The following is a 14605-nucleotide window of genomic DNA, read 5'->3' as shown; positions in this document are numbered from 1 at the left end:
TTTATTTTTTTAGTAGAACAAATTTATTTTTGAGGATTTGATTTTAAGCTTACTACTTCATTGAAATTAAGTTCTTGCGTTTTTCCATTTGTGTCTTTTGTGATTTTGTCTGCTGCAAAATAACCTTGTCTTAGAAATTGCAAATGGTTTTTGCAACAACAGCTTTTTTGTAAACTTGATTCTACAAAACCTTTTTTGATATGCCAGGATTTATCGTTGAAATTGCCATTTGTGCAAAGTAGTGGAGCAAAAAAATTAAAAGTGGCTTTGCAAGCAGTCTTTGCTTCTACAAAATGAATAGTTCCGTTTGGTTTTCTATCTTTAAAGCCGCTGCCGCTTTTGGTTTGGGGGTCGTATGTTGCAAGAATTTCTGTTATTTCTCCTTTGTTGTTTTTGACAACATCGTAAGCTTTAACAAAATAAGCATGAAATAATCTTACTTCTTCGCCCAAAGTTAATCTTTTATAATTTTTATCTGGTTTTTGGAGTGCAAAATCGTCTTTTTCAATGTAGAGATGTCGGGAAAAATAAATTTCTCTTTCTTGGGTTTGTTCTTTTCCTTTTGTTTGTTCTTGATTTTGTTCTGGGGTTTTTCCTTGGGTTTGAGATGTGTTGCAACATTTACAAGTATGAAAATTATTAGTCCAAGGAGCTTTGAGAGTTTCTATTTGGTTTTCAGGAAAGTTAGTAATAGTAAGTTTGAGGGGGTTTATAACTGCCATGCAAGGCAAGGATTTTCCTTTAAGGTCATCTCTTACAAAAGATTCTAACATTTCTTGTTTAACTTGTGAATTTACTTTGGATAAGCCTGTTTCAAGGACAAAATTTTTGATAGCTTCAGGAGTGTAGCCTTTTTTGCGGATGCCTGATAAAGTTGGCATTCTAGGGTCATCCCAACCTGTTACTAAGTTTTTTCCTACCAAATTATTAAGATGTCTTTTGCTCATCAAAGTTTGGGTAAGATTAAGTCTTCCAAATTCAATTTGGCGTGGAGTATGTTTGGCTTTTGTTTCTTTGATTATCCAATCATATAAAGGTCTGTGGTCTTCGAATTCCAAAGAACACAAAGAATGTGTGATGTTTTCAAAGGAATCTTCCAATGGATGAGCGTAATCATAGGTAGGGAAAATATGCCAATGTTTTTGTTTTAAAGTAAAAGCAGAAAGAATACGGTACAAAATAGGGTCTCTCAAATTAAGGTTAGGGCTTTGCATATCAATTTTGGCACGCAAAACTTTGCTACCTTCTACAAATTTTCCTTTTTTCATTTGTTCAAATAGCAAGATATTTTCTTCAATACTACGATTGCGATAAGGAGAATTGGTACCTTTTTGGGTTAAATTACCGCGACTTTGGGCAATTTGTTCATCGGTTTGGTCATCAACATAGGCTTTTCCTTGTTTGATTAAAAAAAGTGCCATTTGATACATTTGAGGGAAATAATCTGAGGCAAAAGTGATTTTGTAAGGAGTGTATCCCAGCCATTTGATGTCATTGAGGATGGCATTAACATAAATTTGTTTTTCTTTGGAAGGGTTGGTGTCATCATAACGTAAAAGGGTTTTGCCTTCAAAAAAATGTGCTAATTCAAAATTAATAATGATGGCTCTGGCGTGTCCTAAATGTAAAAAACCATTGGGTTCGGGCGGGAAACGTGTAATGATTTGGCTGCATTTTCCGCTTTGGAGGTCTTTTTGAATGATGGTTTTGATGAAATTTGATTGTTTTTGCATTTTATAAGTCCTTTTTCTTTTTATTTGGTTTATTTGGGGTTTGGGCTTTTTGGGTGGTTTTGTTTGTGAAAAAAATTTGTTTGGGAATCTTAGTTTTGGTCTCCAATTTTTATTAGTTAATTTATGTATTTTATTTATGATTAGAAATATAATTTAGGATTTTGAAAAAATAGACTTCTAAATATCGCTGTCAATATCATATCCTTCATATATTTTAATCAAAACACTCTATTATATTATACTAGCATTTTGAAAATATTTTTCATTTTAACAGTTGGAAGTTGGTGAAAGTGGGTTAGGGTTTATATTAAATTTAGATTTGCATTAAGCATATATCAATTTACAAAAAAAAGACATTCATTTAATGAATGTCTTTTGTATTTTAAAAAAATGGAGAATAAAAGCAAGAAAAAGCAAGGAATAAATTATATAATTATAATAAATAATAATATTCTTGTTTTTCTTTTTGAAGTTGGCGTATTTCTATGGAAATATTTTCAATATCATTTAATAATTTAGATAAATTATTGAAAAAAACATTTATTTGTTTTTGTTCTTTTAAAGCGGGTAATTTAAAAGTTAGTTGATAAAAAACATTTTTATCAATTTCGGATATTACCCCTTGTTTTCCAATAACCTTTAATTTTTTATGAACTTGAGAATTTTTTAAAAAATTCAATATAAAATTAGCATCAAACCCCTCTTTAACTTCAAAAACTGAATAAATATTAGAAATCAATACGGGTTTATTATAAATATTATAAGCAATTGATTTATTTTTTAAGAAATCTCTGTTGTTCATAACAATATTGTTGGGATATGCTATTCTATAATTTTTAATGTTTTTTTTAAATTGTTTGTTATTATCTCTTAAAATCAAACCTTTTTTACAATCTAGACTACAAATATCATAAGGTAAGTTATCTTTATTTGTTTTTGTTATTTCTTGTATTATATCTTTAATTGCTATTTCTTTTCTTTCTTTAGAATTTTCGAAAAATAATTCAATCTCTTTTTCTATTTGTTGTATTTTTTGAGATAAATTATTTTTTTTAGTTTCTAATGATTCTATTTCTCTTTTGAAAATCGCAATATTTTTTATATTTACCTCTTTGTTTTCTTGTAAATGATTTGAACAATATAAGTTTGTGGTTAAAACATAATTATTTTTTCTAATTTGCTCTATATTTGCTCTATATTTGCTCTATATTTGCTATTGACATTTTGTCATTTTTTTTTATTTTGTGACACCATTTCCATTATATCTTTAATTTTTTTTGCCTAATTGTCTTAGAGAAATACCACTTTTAATTCTTTCATGCATTTCTGATTCATCAATAAAACGCATTTGATGTTTTTGATTTTCTACACATTTTTGTATAATTAAAATATAAGTAATGGTTGTTTCAGATACATAAGGGAAAATATTTAGGGGTAAATGTATAATTGTATCAATATATTGATTTTCTACTAAAAATTTTCTAAATTCTATTACTCCGGGTGCAGAAGCACATAAAACTCCAGATGGTAAAATAACACCTAAAGTGCCATCTTCTTCTAAGAGATGTAACATATGCATTAGAAAAGCTAGTTCTCCTCTTTTTTTAGGAATTGATTTGCCTTTTAAATAAAATCTGTCGCAATTTTCTTTATTTTTTTTCTTTATTATTGGTATACCATGGAGTGCCAAAAGGAGGATTAGCGATGATAATGTTGTATTTTTGTTCTAAATGGCTTTGATGTGGGAATAATAAAGTATCCCCATTTTCAATCTTTAAATTATAATAAGGTATATCATTTTTGTATTTTTGACCGCTAAAATCTTTATTATTATTTATATGATTTATAATTTTTAAAAGTAAAGATCTGCTACCACAACAAGGATCATATATTTTTGTAATATTTTTATTTTTTGTTTTATGACAAATGATTTGTGATAAAAGTTCAGAAACAGAGGGTGGTGTAAAAAATTCTCCAGATTTTTGTTTTTTAGTAATGTTATCGCTAACAAATGTTTCAATTAAATACATATAAATTTCACCCATTGCATCTTCACAAAATTCATTACCTGAAAAATATATTGTCGATGCCTGTAATAAGGGTTTTTAATTTTGTATTTTTTTCTTCCTCGTTGCCTAATTTGGATTTTTCGGTTAAATCAAAATTTTCAAATAATCCTTTAAAACAATGTGACTCAATAGATTTTAAAGCTTTATCTATTGCAACAAAACTAAAATTATCTTGATTAATAGAATTATTTAAATTAGCCCATAAATACTGAGGTTCAATGTGAAATCCACAAAAACCTTTTATATTGTTTTTAAATCTTGATTGTTCATTCGAATCCCATTTATCCCATGCTTGTTTATATTTCTCCAAGGATCCCAATATTGTAGTTTTACAAATATCTTTTTCAAATTTTATAGATAAATAACGGAAACTTAAAAGAGGTAAAATATAATCTTTAAAAATAGTTGTATCCACAGAATTTCTTAAAGTGTTATTAATCAAATTCCATAATTTTTGTTTACAAATTTGAACATTTTGATTTTTGTCATTTTTCATATTATAATTTTCCTTAATTTTGTCATTTTTGGATATCGTTATAATTATTGCACCAATCTTTAATGAAATTATAAATTTCATCTCTTAATTTAAATGTATAAAGATAAGACAAAACTTCGCTCTTTTTCCCTTTATTTTTTATCCATATATTCTTTTATTTGGTTTTCATTTTTGCTGATATGTTCTCTTAGAATAAAATCTTTAAAACCCAGATCATTTTTTTATAATCAAAATAAGCATTAATTAATTTTTCCAAATCTTTACTATTTTCAAAACAAAATTCTTTGCTTTTTAAATCTATTTCTCTTTTGCTTTTTTGTTCTTTAATTAAATCTTTAACAAAATTCTTCCACAAATTAGATAAAATATTTCTTATAGCCCCCCCTTGTTGAGCATTTTATGTTATTGTAGAAAAAATTTTATCATCTTCAATTTTATTTAAAAAAAATTCTTGCTGTTCTTTAGTCTGAGGTGTTCCAAAAGTTTAGACACTTTTTTGTTTTTTAAAAATTCTTTAAGGCTAACTATTAAGTTAGTCTTTTTTTCTTTTCAAGACTAAAATAATTTCATATCTTTTCTAAAAACGTTTTTAGGAAGGAATAAAATGTTAAGAGAAGAATTATTTAAAGATTTTTTAAAAAATAAAAAGAATTTAGCAATTCGCGATCAATTAATCGAAATGCATTTACCATTAGTAAAAAAAATAGTTAAAAAATTTAAATATTTCCCTAAAGCACTTCAAAGAGAGGATTTATACCAAGAAGGGGTTTTAGGATTAATCAAAGCTTTAAATAATTACCAAGATTTAGGTTATGATTTTATTGTCTATGCTACCCCGACAATTAAAGGTGAAATCACAGAACTTATTAGAGGCCTACAAACTACTTCAACTTCCAGAGAGGTTTTTCGAAAAGAAAAACAAGTAAGTAATATTCCTTTTGAAGAAACACAACCTCAAACTATTAATATCAACATTCTAAACCCCCATCAAATTTGGTTAAAGCAAGTTAATCATGAATTGTTTATTCAAAAAATTAAATCCATTTTAAATACCCAAGAATTCGAGATTATTAGATTAAATTTTGGGATTCCTTTAAAAAACCAAAACCAATACCCTCAAATTGAGTATTCCAACAAAGACATAGGTAAAATGTTGAATTTATCTTCAAGGCAAGTAGAAATTACCAAAACCAAAGCAATTAATAAATTAAAAAAATAATAAAAAGGAAATAAATAATATGAATTATCAAAAAAATACAACCACTTATTATAATGCTGATGGTAAAAAAATTTGTGGTATTCACGAACATGACCCTGATACATGGAATTTTATTAAAACAACATGGTTTAATAAAGATGGCAAAACAATTGACTGCATTACTGAATATGATCCCATAACAGAAGAAACAATCAAGGAGACCTATTACAATTCTGACGGAACAATTGAAAAAATTAAAACTTTTTAATCAATATAGAAACTAAACCCCTTTTTAAGGGGTATTTTTTATACCCAAATTAAAAAAAGGAGTTAGAAAGATGATTGAAGCCGAACGCGCTTTGTTGGGGGTTGTCCTTTTAAACCCCGAAACAATTTCTTTAGTTTTTAATGAAATTACAGAAACTGACTTTTACAGTCCTCATCATAAAAATATTTTTAAAGCCATGAAAATATTACATCAAAATAATAAAGAAATTGATTATGCTTCTATAAGTGCTATTTTAGAAAATGAAAAATTATTAAAACAAATAGGAGGAATTAATTATTTAAATGAATTATCTGATTTGATGCCTTCTCCACATCACTTAGAAACATACATTGATTTAATTAAAGAAACATCTTTAAAAAGAGAAATTGGCGGTATTGTTGCTAAATTATCCCAAATTGCAAGAAGCAAAATAACTCCCCAAGAGATTTTAGAATTAATAGAAACAAATACTGCAAAATTAAGAAAAAAACTCACTCCCAAGTTTAAAGATTTAAAAAGTTGTGTTTCTAAAGTAATCAAAGACATTTTGGAAAACCACAATAAAAATAATTTAGTTGGAGTTAAAACAGGATTTAATAATATAGATGATTTAATTGGAGGTTTTAAACCAGGACAATTAAATATTTTAGCCGCAAGAACTGGAATGGGTAAAACTGCCTTTATGTTAAATTTGGCTGTCAATATTGCTAAAGTTTTTCAAAATATCCCTAAAAAACATAATATTTTGATATTTAGTTTAGAAATGACATCTGAAGAACTAATTAAACGTTTAATCAGTTGTGAATCTCAGATTAGTATCAAAAAAATGGAACAGCAACAATTAACTCGCGAAGAAAAGTTGCAATTATTGCAAACAGAAGAAAAATTAACTGAATTGAATATTTTAATTGATGATGACAGAAATACCAAAATAGAAGAAGTTAAAAGAAAATGCCGTCAATTAAAATTTCACCAAGGACTTGATATAGTTTTCATTGATTATCTACACCTTTTAAGAGATGACCAATTTCTGAATTTAAATCAAGCAATTGGGATTATTACTCGTGAATTGAAAAAATTAGCAATGGAATTACAAATTCCTATTATTGCGTTAAGCCAAATGAACCGCGCAACTTTAATGAGAGAATCTAAAACCCCTAATCTTTCAGATTTAAGAGATTCAGGTTCAATCGAACAAGATGCCGATATGGTTATGTTTTTGCATCGCGAAAGTTATTATGAAAAAGATCAATTTACAAATGTTGTAGAAGATTTTACCCAATTTATTGTTGCTAAAAATAGGGCAGGTAAATTAGGCCAATGTTACTTTAATTTTGATAAAGAAATCCAAAGAATTGAGGAAAAATAATGTTAATTTCAGATAAAATTTTATCCCAACTCAAACCTGATAATTACTTTAAATATCCTTTTAATCAATATATGCAATTTAATCATCAAAGTTTGAATCATTATTTTCAAATTACCAAATCAACTTCCCAAAAGCAAAAAGTACTGCGTGGTAAAATCAATGAATATCTAATTTTAATTTATTTTCGGCATTATGGAATCACCAAACAATATCCTCAAACATATTTATTTTTTATTCCTGATATCAAATTTGATTTAGTATTGTTTACCCAAAACAAACGAATTGTTGCTTTTAATTTTAAAACTTGTCTCCGTGAACGTTATAAACAAGCCATCATTGAAGCCCAACAATTAAAAAAATTAGACACACGTTTTGAATATTACTTATTAACTAATAATGCTATCGAATCCCAAAGGCTCAACAATAAAATTAAAAACGGCAAAGTCCAAGGAATTGATAAAGTAATTGATTGTTTTTCTCAAAAAGCTAATATCTTTGTAAATACCTTATTCCAAAGACAATTTATTTCTTTTAAAGATATTAATTTAATCAAAAATACGAAAGGAAATATTAAGAATGGTTAATAAATTAATTGTTTTTGAAGGAATCGATGGTTGTGGGAAAACCACTTTAATAAATAAATTAAAAAAATCTTTAATTAATAAAGGACATAAAGTCAAAGTTTTTCAAGGTTTAGGAAGTAGTTCTATTGGAAAGGAAATAAGAAATTTATTTTTATATCAAATAAAAACAAGCCCTAAAAGTAAATATTTTCTTAGTTTCGCCAATATGATTCAGACCCAAGATGAGTTGATAATGCCCGCTTTACTAAGTGGTTTTATTGTTATAGTTGACCGTTGGTATGATTCTACTTTAGCATATCAAAGCAATGCTAATTATATTGATTATGAAGATGAAATAACTTCCAAAATCATAAGTCGTTTCTTAATTAAACCAGCATTAACTTTCTATCTAGATATTGACCCCAAAACAGCTTACAACGAAAACAAACACAACCTAATCATAAATTAGACATCATCGAACAAAAACCCTTAAAATATTTTGAAAATGTTCGCCAAAATTATTTAAATCAACATAAATATTGCAATAATCCCAATTGCAAACATCAAAATTGCAACAGTTTTTTAATTAATGCAACAAACTCACAACAAGGAAATTTAGAACAAATAATTCAAACATTAATTACTAAAAAAATATTATAAACAAATAAGGAGAATAATTAAAATGATTTTAAAATCGAAAAATATTTCAATAATATTGACTTTAACATATTTAGGATTTATAATAACAAATTTAATGACTCTGTTTTTTGATTTTAATTTAGGAATTAAAGCAAACATTACAATTAGTCTTGTTTCTGATATTGTTTTTTTAATATACATTTGGTTAAAGGAGTTTCAAAATGCAAATTAATTGGATTGGAACCAAAAAGAAAATGATGCCGCAATTGTTATGTCAAATTCCAACAAATTATAATAATTATTTTGAGCCTTTTTTAGGTGGTGGGGCTTTATTCCAAACTATTACACCCCCAACCGCAATTTTGAATGATAACGACAATAATTTAATGGAACTTTGGCAAAATATGTTAGCCAAACCAGAATTGTTTTGTAATTGTGTGCGTAAATTTGAAGACACAATATATACAAATAAAGATCAAAAGACGCAAAAAAAAACATTTAAACTTTTCGTAGATAGATTTAACAAAAGTAATTTTGGAGTTTTCAAAAGTGCTCTTTTTTATACTTTATTAAAATATGCTTTTCGGGGCATTTTCCGTTATCGTCCTGATGGAACCATTCATTTATCATACGGATTTAAGTCGCGAATTAAAAAACCTATTATTGATTTTTTAGAATTACAAAGAATAAAAACTAATGTTAAAAATTTAAAATTGTTAAATGGTGATTTTGGAAGTGTCATCACCCAAGCCCAAAGCAATGATTTTATTTTCATTGATCCCCCTTATTACCGCGAAGGTATTAAAGATAAAGATTTTTACCAACACCCTTTTACATTTGAAGATCATATAAGGCTTTATAAATATTTAAAAGAGGCAAATCATCGCAATGTAAAATGGTTGTATACTAATTACAATTCAGCAAAAATAATTAAATTGTTTGAGGATTTTAACATTCAAACAATTAAAACCACTACCAGTCATGCTTTAACCTCACAAAGAGGGTTGCAAGAAGTTATTATCAAAAATTATTAAAAAAAATCGTAAGGAGAATATTAAAATGTGAGCGATGCTATGACTGAAATTTACCGCGGTACTTATTTCAAAAACCGCAGCCAATTAAAACTCAAAATAAAAAATAATAAAAAATTAAATAACAAGGAGAAAAAGAAAAATGAATAAAAAAGAATTAATCAAAGAAGTTGCAAAGCAACTAAAAACTTCAGTTGTGAAAACTGAAGAATTTTACAATTCATTTGAAAATGCCCTCATGAAAGCTATCACATCAAATGAAGAAGTGGTTTTATCCTCTAAAATTGGCAAATTCATCTTAAAAACTAGAAAAGCCCACACAACCCCCGAAACTAAATTCATCATCAATAAACAAACAGGCAAAAAAACAGGAAAAAGAACTGGTAAAAACTTAAAAATACCCGCAAAAACGGTTGTTAGTTTTAAAATGTCAAAATCACTTAAAGATAAAGTCAAAACCCTTAAATTAAAATAAAAAGGAGATAAAAACATGAGTGATGGAATGACAGAAGCATGCAATGAAATTTATTTTAAATCCCAAAACAAACTAAACAAAAAAATAATCAACAAATACCGACATCCAAAAGGAAAATGGGTTAATTTATATTATCCCAACAAAATTGTACCAAACAAAAAGAAAACATTTAAAAACAAACGAATCAAAGTTATTAAAAATTATTCAGAAAGGTAAAAAAATATGTGGTTATTTCCAATATTTGCAACAATTATCAATTTTATTCTAAATTATACCAAAGGATTTAGCACTACCGAAATACTTGAACGAAGAATGGATGGAATCCAAACAACGCTTTTCACTATTCTTATTGTTTCTGGGTTCAAACCTATTTTTAAATTAATTACAAACACTTTAATTTTCATCAAAAATATGATTTTAGGTATCTTTTTCCCCAACAAAAAACTACAAAATTTAGAAATTAAAAGTGCCAGACAAGAATACCTAGAACAACAATTATTACAAAAAATAGATAAAATCAATGCAAATCAAGAAAAACTCCAATCCCAAATAGAAGTACAAAAAGTCAAAGTTGCTAATTGGAAAGAGAAAAAAAGAAGAAAAAAACAACTTAAATCAAAAAACACCAATCCAATTAATGAAAAGGAGGAAGAAAATGAATGATCTAAATTTCTCTATTGGATTTATCGTTGGCGCTCTATTTACAACTTCTTTAATGTTTATCATTAAAAAAATATTTTTTAATTCAATTTCATCGCCAGAAATCAATAAAAAAAATGAGCCAAAAAAAGAAAATAAAACTAAAAGTTTATTTTCAATTATTACAAATCCAAATAACGAATCAAAAGAAAAAAACAATCCAATTAATGAAAAGGAGGATGGAAATGAATAACAAAAATTTATTTTATATCAATTTAATAATACTTATTTTAACAGCATCCATAATTGGGTATCTTTTTCATAAACACTATCCTCATTTATATTATTACAAAAACCCATAAAAGCAAAAGAAAGGAAATTTAATTTAAAATGAGAAAAATCCAAAAAAAAGTTATTAACAAAAAAAATATTCGAACTAAAAGATATTTTTTCAATCTCTTTTTACTTTTAATAATGATAATTTTAATTATAGGAGGAGTTAGTTATTACTTTATTAGAAAAAATAATAATCCTATTTGTGAAAATATTGTCAACAACCAAACCCCACCATTAACAGGAACCGAAAACAATGATAACAAAGTTAACGATTCAAAAACTCCACCACCAAATAAAGAAGATAAAGAAGAAGAAGAAACATATAATTCTATTATAAAACAAATAGAAGCTGAAGAAGATAAATTAGATGCAGAAGACTTCAAAGAATTCCAAGAAGAAATAATCAAACATGAAGAAGAAATAATCAAACAACAAAAAGAAATCGCAGAATTCAAAGCAGCAATTACCAAAAAACTAGAACAAAAGTTAAAACTAAAAGAACAAGAACCAACTAAAGAAGTTAAACCAAAACATGAATAATAAAAAAAGAAAGGAAAAAATATGAAATTAAAAAAAATTTATTTAACTTTTTTGGGTGTTTGTATTTTAGCGGTTTTGGGTTTATGGATTTACGGTTTTCTTTCCCAAACTTCCAAACAAAACGATTTGCCGCAAAATAATTCGTTAACACCTCAAAAAAAACAAGAATTAGATGAAATATCAAAATATCTCGAAGAATTAAAAAAAACTAATGAAGCACAAATCAAAGAACAAAGAAAAAACCTTCAACAAATACAACATTTAGACCAACAAATTAAATTAAATTTAGATATAATAAGTGATTGCAATATAGAAGTCCAAACCTTAACAACAACAAAAGAAACAAAAGAAACTAATCTTAAAAACAAAGACTTAAAAGAAGAAGATAAAACCAAATTACAAGAAGAAATTAACTCTTTAACCCAAAAACTCCAAGAAAATAAAGATAAAAAAGAATCTATTAATAAAAAAACTTTAGACTTAATCGAACAAAAAAAACAATTATTAACTACAAAAAATAACAACCAAGAAAAAATTAAAACTATTACTTCTCAAATCACCAAAACTAGTAAAAATTTATTTATTAATGAAAAACTTCAGATTTTGGAAGAAGCAATGGTTTTGAATAGCGCTAATAAAAACATCATTAAAGATTTAATGATTCAAAACAAAGATAATGTTGAAGAATTCCAAAATTTAAAAAGTTATGATTTGTTTTTAGACGGTCAATTAATCCAATTTGATAAACAAATCAAACAACTGCAAGAAGAAATCAAAGCTTTACAAAATAACACTTCTTATCAAGGTGAAAAAAAGAAAGTTATGTTTTCTGATGTTTATGGAATGAAACAAGAAAAAGAAGAGTTAGAAGATTTAATAGAATATTTTAAAGACGACAATACTTCTATGGTTAATTTTGACAAATTAATTCCTAGAGGATATTTATTATATGGTCCTCCTGGCACTGGAAAAAGTTTTTTAATTAAAGCTTTATGCAATGAATTAGGAATACACTATATTGAATTAGAACCATCAAGATTTGATAAGACTTACGTTGGTGAAGGCAACGAAGAATTAGAAAAAATATGGCAAGAAGCAGAAAATCATGATAAAACTATTATATTTATTGATGAAATTAGTGGACTTGCCAATCGCGCAGATAACCAATCTAACAAAACAAGTATTAATATTATTAATAATTTATTAACTAAATTAGATGGCTTTAAAAGAAGTAATAAAAAAATTGTCTTAATGGGAGCAACTAACCATTTAGACAAAATTGATAGTGCTTTAAGAAGTAGATTTAGCAAAGAAATTAAAATTGATTTATTAAAAGATGATGAAATTGAAGGCTTTTTACAATTTTTAGTAGCTGATTATCAAATTAGTTATCATACTTATCTTCATTTGAAAGAAATTGCTAATAGATGCAAAGGCAAAAGCTATTCTACTAGAAACTTAAAAGAAAAAATAATTGATAGTGCTTATATTAAAGCCAAAAAATACAAACGTAAAAATCCTAATCATGAAGTTATGTTAGCTTCTGATTTAGATGAAGCTATAAACACTTTTCAAAATATTAAAGTTTCTGAAACAACTAAAGAAGCTAGAAGAAAAGAATGTGAAGATCAATATGTAGAATGGAAAAAAGGTTTGTTAAAATACTTAAAACCACCCAAAAGTAACATTCAAATTAATATAAAATACACCTTCTATGGGTTAGATGGTTTAGGCAAGGGACAACACCAAGAATATGAACCAACTGACATCCCACCTTTTTACAAAAATCCTTTCAATAAATGGAAATATAAAAACTCCCAAATTGATCATTTTGGCGCTTTTTGGAACGAACATAAACGCGGAGATTCACAATTCAAGGTATCATTAAGACCATCCCCAACCAACCACACTATAGAACTTAACTACGAAGGACCAAAATGGTTACTTGAAGAAGATAAAGATTTTTACATAGATGAATTTGAATGTCGTGAATTTGAAAGTATTGAAAACTTTAAGGATGGTTTTAAGTACAAAAACTACTATCTTCACTTCAATCCAGTCAAACAATACATTACCCTTTATACCAAGAAATTTAATACTAAAAATGATGAAAATAAATAAAAATTAGAAAGAGAGAGAATAACATGGCTAAAAAAATAATTAAATCAAAAAAACCAAAAAAACAATCAAAACTTCAAAAAAATGTTGTTAAAAAAAATAAAATAACTAAACCTTCAAAAACTATCATCAAAAAAATTATCAACCAACCAACTCCAAAAATTACTTCCCCCCAAAAGGTTATTATTACAAAACCAAAAAAAACAGTTAAAAAAACAACCACCAAACCAACTATAATTAAAAAAACTTCAACAAGAATTACTAAAACAACCCCAAAAACTACAAAACCAATTCCCAAAACCACCCCACCACAACCTACAAAAATAATTGTAGAAACTCAACAAAAACATGATAATTGGTTTAAAAGAATCCTCAAATCAATTAGAAATACTATTTTTGTTATATTACCACTTATTTTAATAATAGTTGCTTTATGGTTTATTATTGCTAATTTCTTCCCTGAAGCGGCTGCTAAAATAGACCCAGTTATTAAAGGCGCTTGGGAAAATGCTAAAAATTTAGCTAATTGGCTAAATGAAAAAGGAACAAATTTTTTAAAATGGTTAGGATGCTTACCAAAAGTTGCTAGTTTGATATTTAGTGGTATTATTATCACAATTGGCCTTATTTTAGGGCTAGCTTGTTTTGGTATTCCAGTGATAGGACCCTTTATAGGGAGCACAATATTAATTGCAACAGCTATTTATACAGGAATAATTGTTGGGGATAATCAAACAACCCCTAAAGAAGACTCCCCGCCAAAACCCTTAGTAGAAGTTTATGATCTAGATGCTATTAAAAAAGAAGAAGAAGCGAAACTAAAACAAGAATTAAAAGAATACGCAACCGAATTGCAAAAACAAGGTAAATCATCAGAAGAAAATGAAAAACAAACCAACAATAAAAAAGAAGAACTATTACAAGATCTTCAAAAAAAAAAAAAAATAAATCAACCGAATTAAATGATGAAACCCTAACTCCTCAGCCAACTTTAAAACAACCAATTCATAAACAAAACCTAATTACCAATAAAACAAATACCAAAAGTTTATTAAATCCCAACATTCAACAACAAGTAGATGAAATATTACAACAAGAAAAAGAAAAACAAAAGATTTTACAACAAGAAAA

Annotated in this window: 18 protein-coding genes and 1 pseudogene; 13 read left to right on the top strand and 6 right to left on the bottom strand. The window is 26.7% G+C overall.

Annotation, left to right across the window (positions count from 1 at the left end):
* Positions 1 to 23 precede the first annotated feature (23 nt).
* The 6 genes from glnS to HGD80_RS01890 form a co-directional block, all read right to left on the bottom strand.
* Entirely contained in the window at positions 24 to 1733 is a 1710-nt protein-coding gene (glnS, locus tag HGD80_RS01915; protein WP_219475422.1) for a glutamine--tRNA ligase, read from the bottom strand.
* Positions 1734 to 2166: 433 nt separating this feature from the next.
* The gene (locus HGD80_RS01910; RefSeq protein WP_219475419.1) at positions 2167 to 2613 is read right to left on the bottom strand and encodes a restriction endonuclease subunit S; all 447 of its coding nucleotides are present in this window, start codon (positions 2611 to 2613) and stop codon (positions 2167 to 2169) included.
* Between the two features lie 387 nt (positions 2614 to 3000).
* Entirely contained in the window at positions 3001 to 3423 is a 423-nt protein-coding gene (locus HGD80_RS05390) for an HsdM family class I SAM-dependent methyltransferase (protein ID WP_219475417.1), read from the bottom strand.
* Positions 3383 to 3778, bottom strand: coding sequence for an N-6 DNA methylase (locus HGD80_RS05385; protein WP_219475415.1), 396 nt, complete (start codon positions 3776 to 3778; stop codon positions 3383 to 3385). Before HGD80_RS05385 ends, HGD80_RS05390 begins: the two co-directional genes overlap by 41 nt.
* A 19-nt stretch (positions 3779 to 3797) precedes the next feature.
* Positions 3798 to 4298, bottom strand: a complete 501-nt coding sequence (locus HGD80_RS01895) for a type I restriction-modification system subunit M N-terminal domain-containing protein (RefSeq protein ID WP_219475412.1) — start codon at positions 4296 to 4298, stop codon at positions 3798 to 3800.
* Between the two features lie 187 nt (positions 4299 to 4485).
* Positions 4486 to 4653 (bottom strand): hypothetical protein, encoded by a 168-nt coding sequence (locus HGD80_RS01890; RefSeq protein WP_219475409.1) that lies wholly within the window; start codon positions 4651 to 4653, stop codon positions 4486 to 4488.
* A 249-nt stretch (positions 4654 to 4902) separates the two neighbouring features.
* Between HGD80_RS01890 and HGD80_RS01885 the strand changes: the two genes are divergently transcribed.
* The 13 genes and pseudogenes from HGD80_RS01885 to HGD80_RS01825 all read left to right on the top strand — a co-directional run bounded on the left by HGD80_RS01885 (position 4903) and on the right by HGD80_RS01825 (position 14436).
* Complete coding sequence (locus HGD80_RS01885) at positions 4903 to 5517, top strand: sigma-70 family RNA polymerase sigma factor (RefSeq protein WP_219475407.1); 615 nt, start codon at positions 4903 to 4905, stop codon at positions 5515 to 5517.
* A gap of 19 nt (positions 5518 to 5536) precedes the next feature.
* The gene (locus HGD80_RS01880) at positions 5537 to 5764 is read left to right on the top strand and encodes a DUF2963 domain-containing protein (RefSeq protein WP_219474294.1); all 228 of its coding nucleotides are present in this window, start codon (positions 5537 to 5539) and stop codon (positions 5762 to 5764) included.
* Positions 5765 to 5834: 70 nt separating this feature from the next.
* Positions 5835 to 7133, top strand: coding sequence for a replicative DNA helicase (dnaB, locus tag HGD80_RS01875; RefSeq protein WP_219475185.1), 1299 nt, complete (start codon positions 5835 to 5837; stop codon positions 7131 to 7133).
* Positions 7133 to 7717: a hypothetical protein gene (locus HGD80_RS01870; RefSeq protein WP_225904394.1), complete on the top strand. Its 585-nt coding sequence runs from the start codon at positions 7133 to 7135 to the stop codon at positions 7715 to 7717. Before dnaB ends, HGD80_RS01870 begins: the two co-directional genes overlap by 1 nt.
* Positions 7710 to 8356 (top strand): annotated as a pseudogene (gene tmk, locus HGD80_RS01865) (dTMP kinase). The gene HGD80_RS01870 and the pseudogene tmk overlap by 8 nt, the downstream one beginning before the upstream one ends.
* Before the next feature lie 200 nt (positions 8357 to 8556).
* Positions 8557 to 9369, top strand: coding sequence for a DNA adenine methylase (locus HGD80_RS01860; RefSeq protein ID WP_219475161.1), 813 nt, complete (start codon positions 8557 to 8559; stop codon positions 9367 to 9369).
* A 139-nt stretch (positions 9370 to 9508) separates the two neighbouring features.
* Positions 9509 to 9841 carry an HU family DNA-binding protein gene (locus tag HGD80_RS01855; RefSeq protein ID WP_219475164.1) on the top strand — a complete coding sequence of 111 codons (333 nt, stop codon included), beginning with the start codon at positions 9509 to 9511 and terminating at the stop codon, positions 9839 to 9841.
* A gap of 15 nt (positions 9842 to 9856) precedes the next feature.
* Positions 9857 to 10057 carry a hypothetical protein gene (locus HGD80_RS01850; RefSeq protein WP_219475256.1) on the top strand — a complete coding sequence of 67 codons (201 nt, stop codon included), beginning with the start codon at positions 9857 to 9859 and terminating at the stop codon, positions 10055 to 10057.
* A 6-nt stretch (positions 10058 to 10063) separates the two neighbouring features.
* Positions 10064 to 10504 carry a hypothetical protein gene (locus HGD80_RS01845; protein ID WP_219475188.1) on the top strand — a complete coding sequence of 147 codons (441 nt, stop codon included), beginning with the start codon at positions 10064 to 10066 and terminating at the stop codon, positions 10502 to 10504.
* Positions 10497 to 10733 (top strand): hypothetical protein, encoded by a 237-nt coding sequence (locus HGD80_RS01840; RefSeq protein ID WP_219475190.1) that lies wholly within the window; start codon positions 10497 to 10499, stop codon positions 10731 to 10733. Before HGD80_RS01845 ends, HGD80_RS01840 begins: the two co-directional genes overlap by 8 nt.
* A 137-nt stretch (positions 10734 to 10870) precedes the next feature.
* A complete protein-coding gene (locus HGD80_RS01835; protein WP_219475404.1) occupies positions 10871 to 11356 on the top strand; it encodes an MCP four helix bundle domain-containing protein in 486 nt (161 codons plus the stop codon).
* Positions 11357 to 11377: 21 nt separating this feature from the next.
* Positions 11378 to 13477, top strand: a complete 2100-nt coding sequence (locus HGD80_RS01830) for an AAA family ATPase (protein ID WP_219475402.1) — start codon at positions 11378 to 11380, stop codon at positions 13475 to 13477.
* A gap of 23 nt (positions 13478 to 13500) precedes the next feature.
* On the top strand, positions 13501 to 14436 hold the full coding sequence (locus tag HGD80_RS01825) for a trichohyalin-plectin-homology domain domain-containing protein (protein ID WP_219475401.1): 936 nt from the start codon (positions 13501 to 13503) through the stop codon (positions 14434 to 14436).
* Positions 14437 to 14605: the final 169 nt, after the last annotated feature.

This window comes from Paulownia witches'-broom phytoplasma (genome assembly GCF_019396865.1).
Lineage (GTDB): Bacteria > Bacillota_I > Bacilli_A > Acholeplasmatales > Acholeplasmataceae > Phytoplasma > Phytoplasma asteris.
The sequence above is the reverse complement of the archived record's forward strand: the minus strand, read 5'-3'. Positions and strand labels throughout refer to the sequence as shown.

Coding starts and splice junctions, on each gene's coding strand:
- HGD80_RS01845 (WP_219475188.1), top strand. CDS start 10,064: ATGTGGTTATTTCCAATATTTGCAACAATTATCAATTTTATTCTAAAT.
- HGD80_RS01870 (WP_225904394.1), top strand. CDS start 7,133: ATGTTAATTTCAGATAAAATTTTATCCCAACTCAAACCTGATAATTAC.
- HGD80_RS01825 (WP_219475401.1), top strand. CDS start 13,501: ATGGCTAAAAAAATAATTAAATCAAAAAAACCAAAAAAACAATCAAAA.
- HGD80_RS05385 (WP_219475415.1), bottom strand. CDS start 3,778: ATGGGTGAAATTTATATGTATTTAATTGAAACATTTGTTAGCGATAAC.
- HGD80_RS01830 (WP_219475402.1), top strand. CDS start 11,378: ATGAAATTAAAAAAAATTTATTTAACTTTTTTGGGTGTTTGTATTTTA.
- HGD80_RS01895 (WP_219475412.1), bottom strand. CDS start 4,298: ATGAAAAATGACAAAAATCAAAATGTTCAAATTTGTAAACAAAAATTA.
- dnaB (WP_219475185.1), top strand. CDS start 5,835: ATGATTGAAGCCGAACGCGCTTTGTTGGGGGTTGTCCTTTTAAACCCC.
- HGD80_RS01855 (WP_219475164.1), top strand. CDS start 9,509: ATGAATAAAAAAGAATTAATCAAAGAAGTTGCAAAGCAACTAAAAACT.
- HGD80_RS01850 (WP_219475256.1), top strand. CDS start 9,857: ATGAGTGATGGAATGACAGAAGCATGCAATGAAATTTATTTTAAATCC.
- HGD80_RS01885 (WP_219475407.1), top strand. CDS start 4,903: ATGTTAAGAGAAGAATTATTTAAAGATTTTTTAAAAAATAAAAAGAAT.
- glnS (WP_219475422.1), bottom strand. CDS start 1,733: ATGCAAAAACAATCAAATTTCATCAAAACCATCATTCAAAAAGACCTC.
- HGD80_RS01860 (WP_219475161.1), top strand. CDS start 8,557: ATGCAAATTAATTGGATTGGAACCAAAAAGAAAATGATGCCGCAATTG.
- HGD80_RS01880 (WP_219474294.1), top strand. CDS start 5,537: ATGAATTATCAAAAAAATACAACCACTTATTATAATGCTGATGGTAAA.
- HGD80_RS01840 (WP_219475190.1), top strand. CDS start 10,497: ATGAATGATCTAAATTTCTCTATTGGATTTATCGTTGGCGCTCTATTT.
- HGD80_RS01835 (WP_219475404.1), top strand. CDS start 10,871: ATGAGAAAAATCCAAAAAAAAGTTATTAACAAAAAAAATATTCGAACT.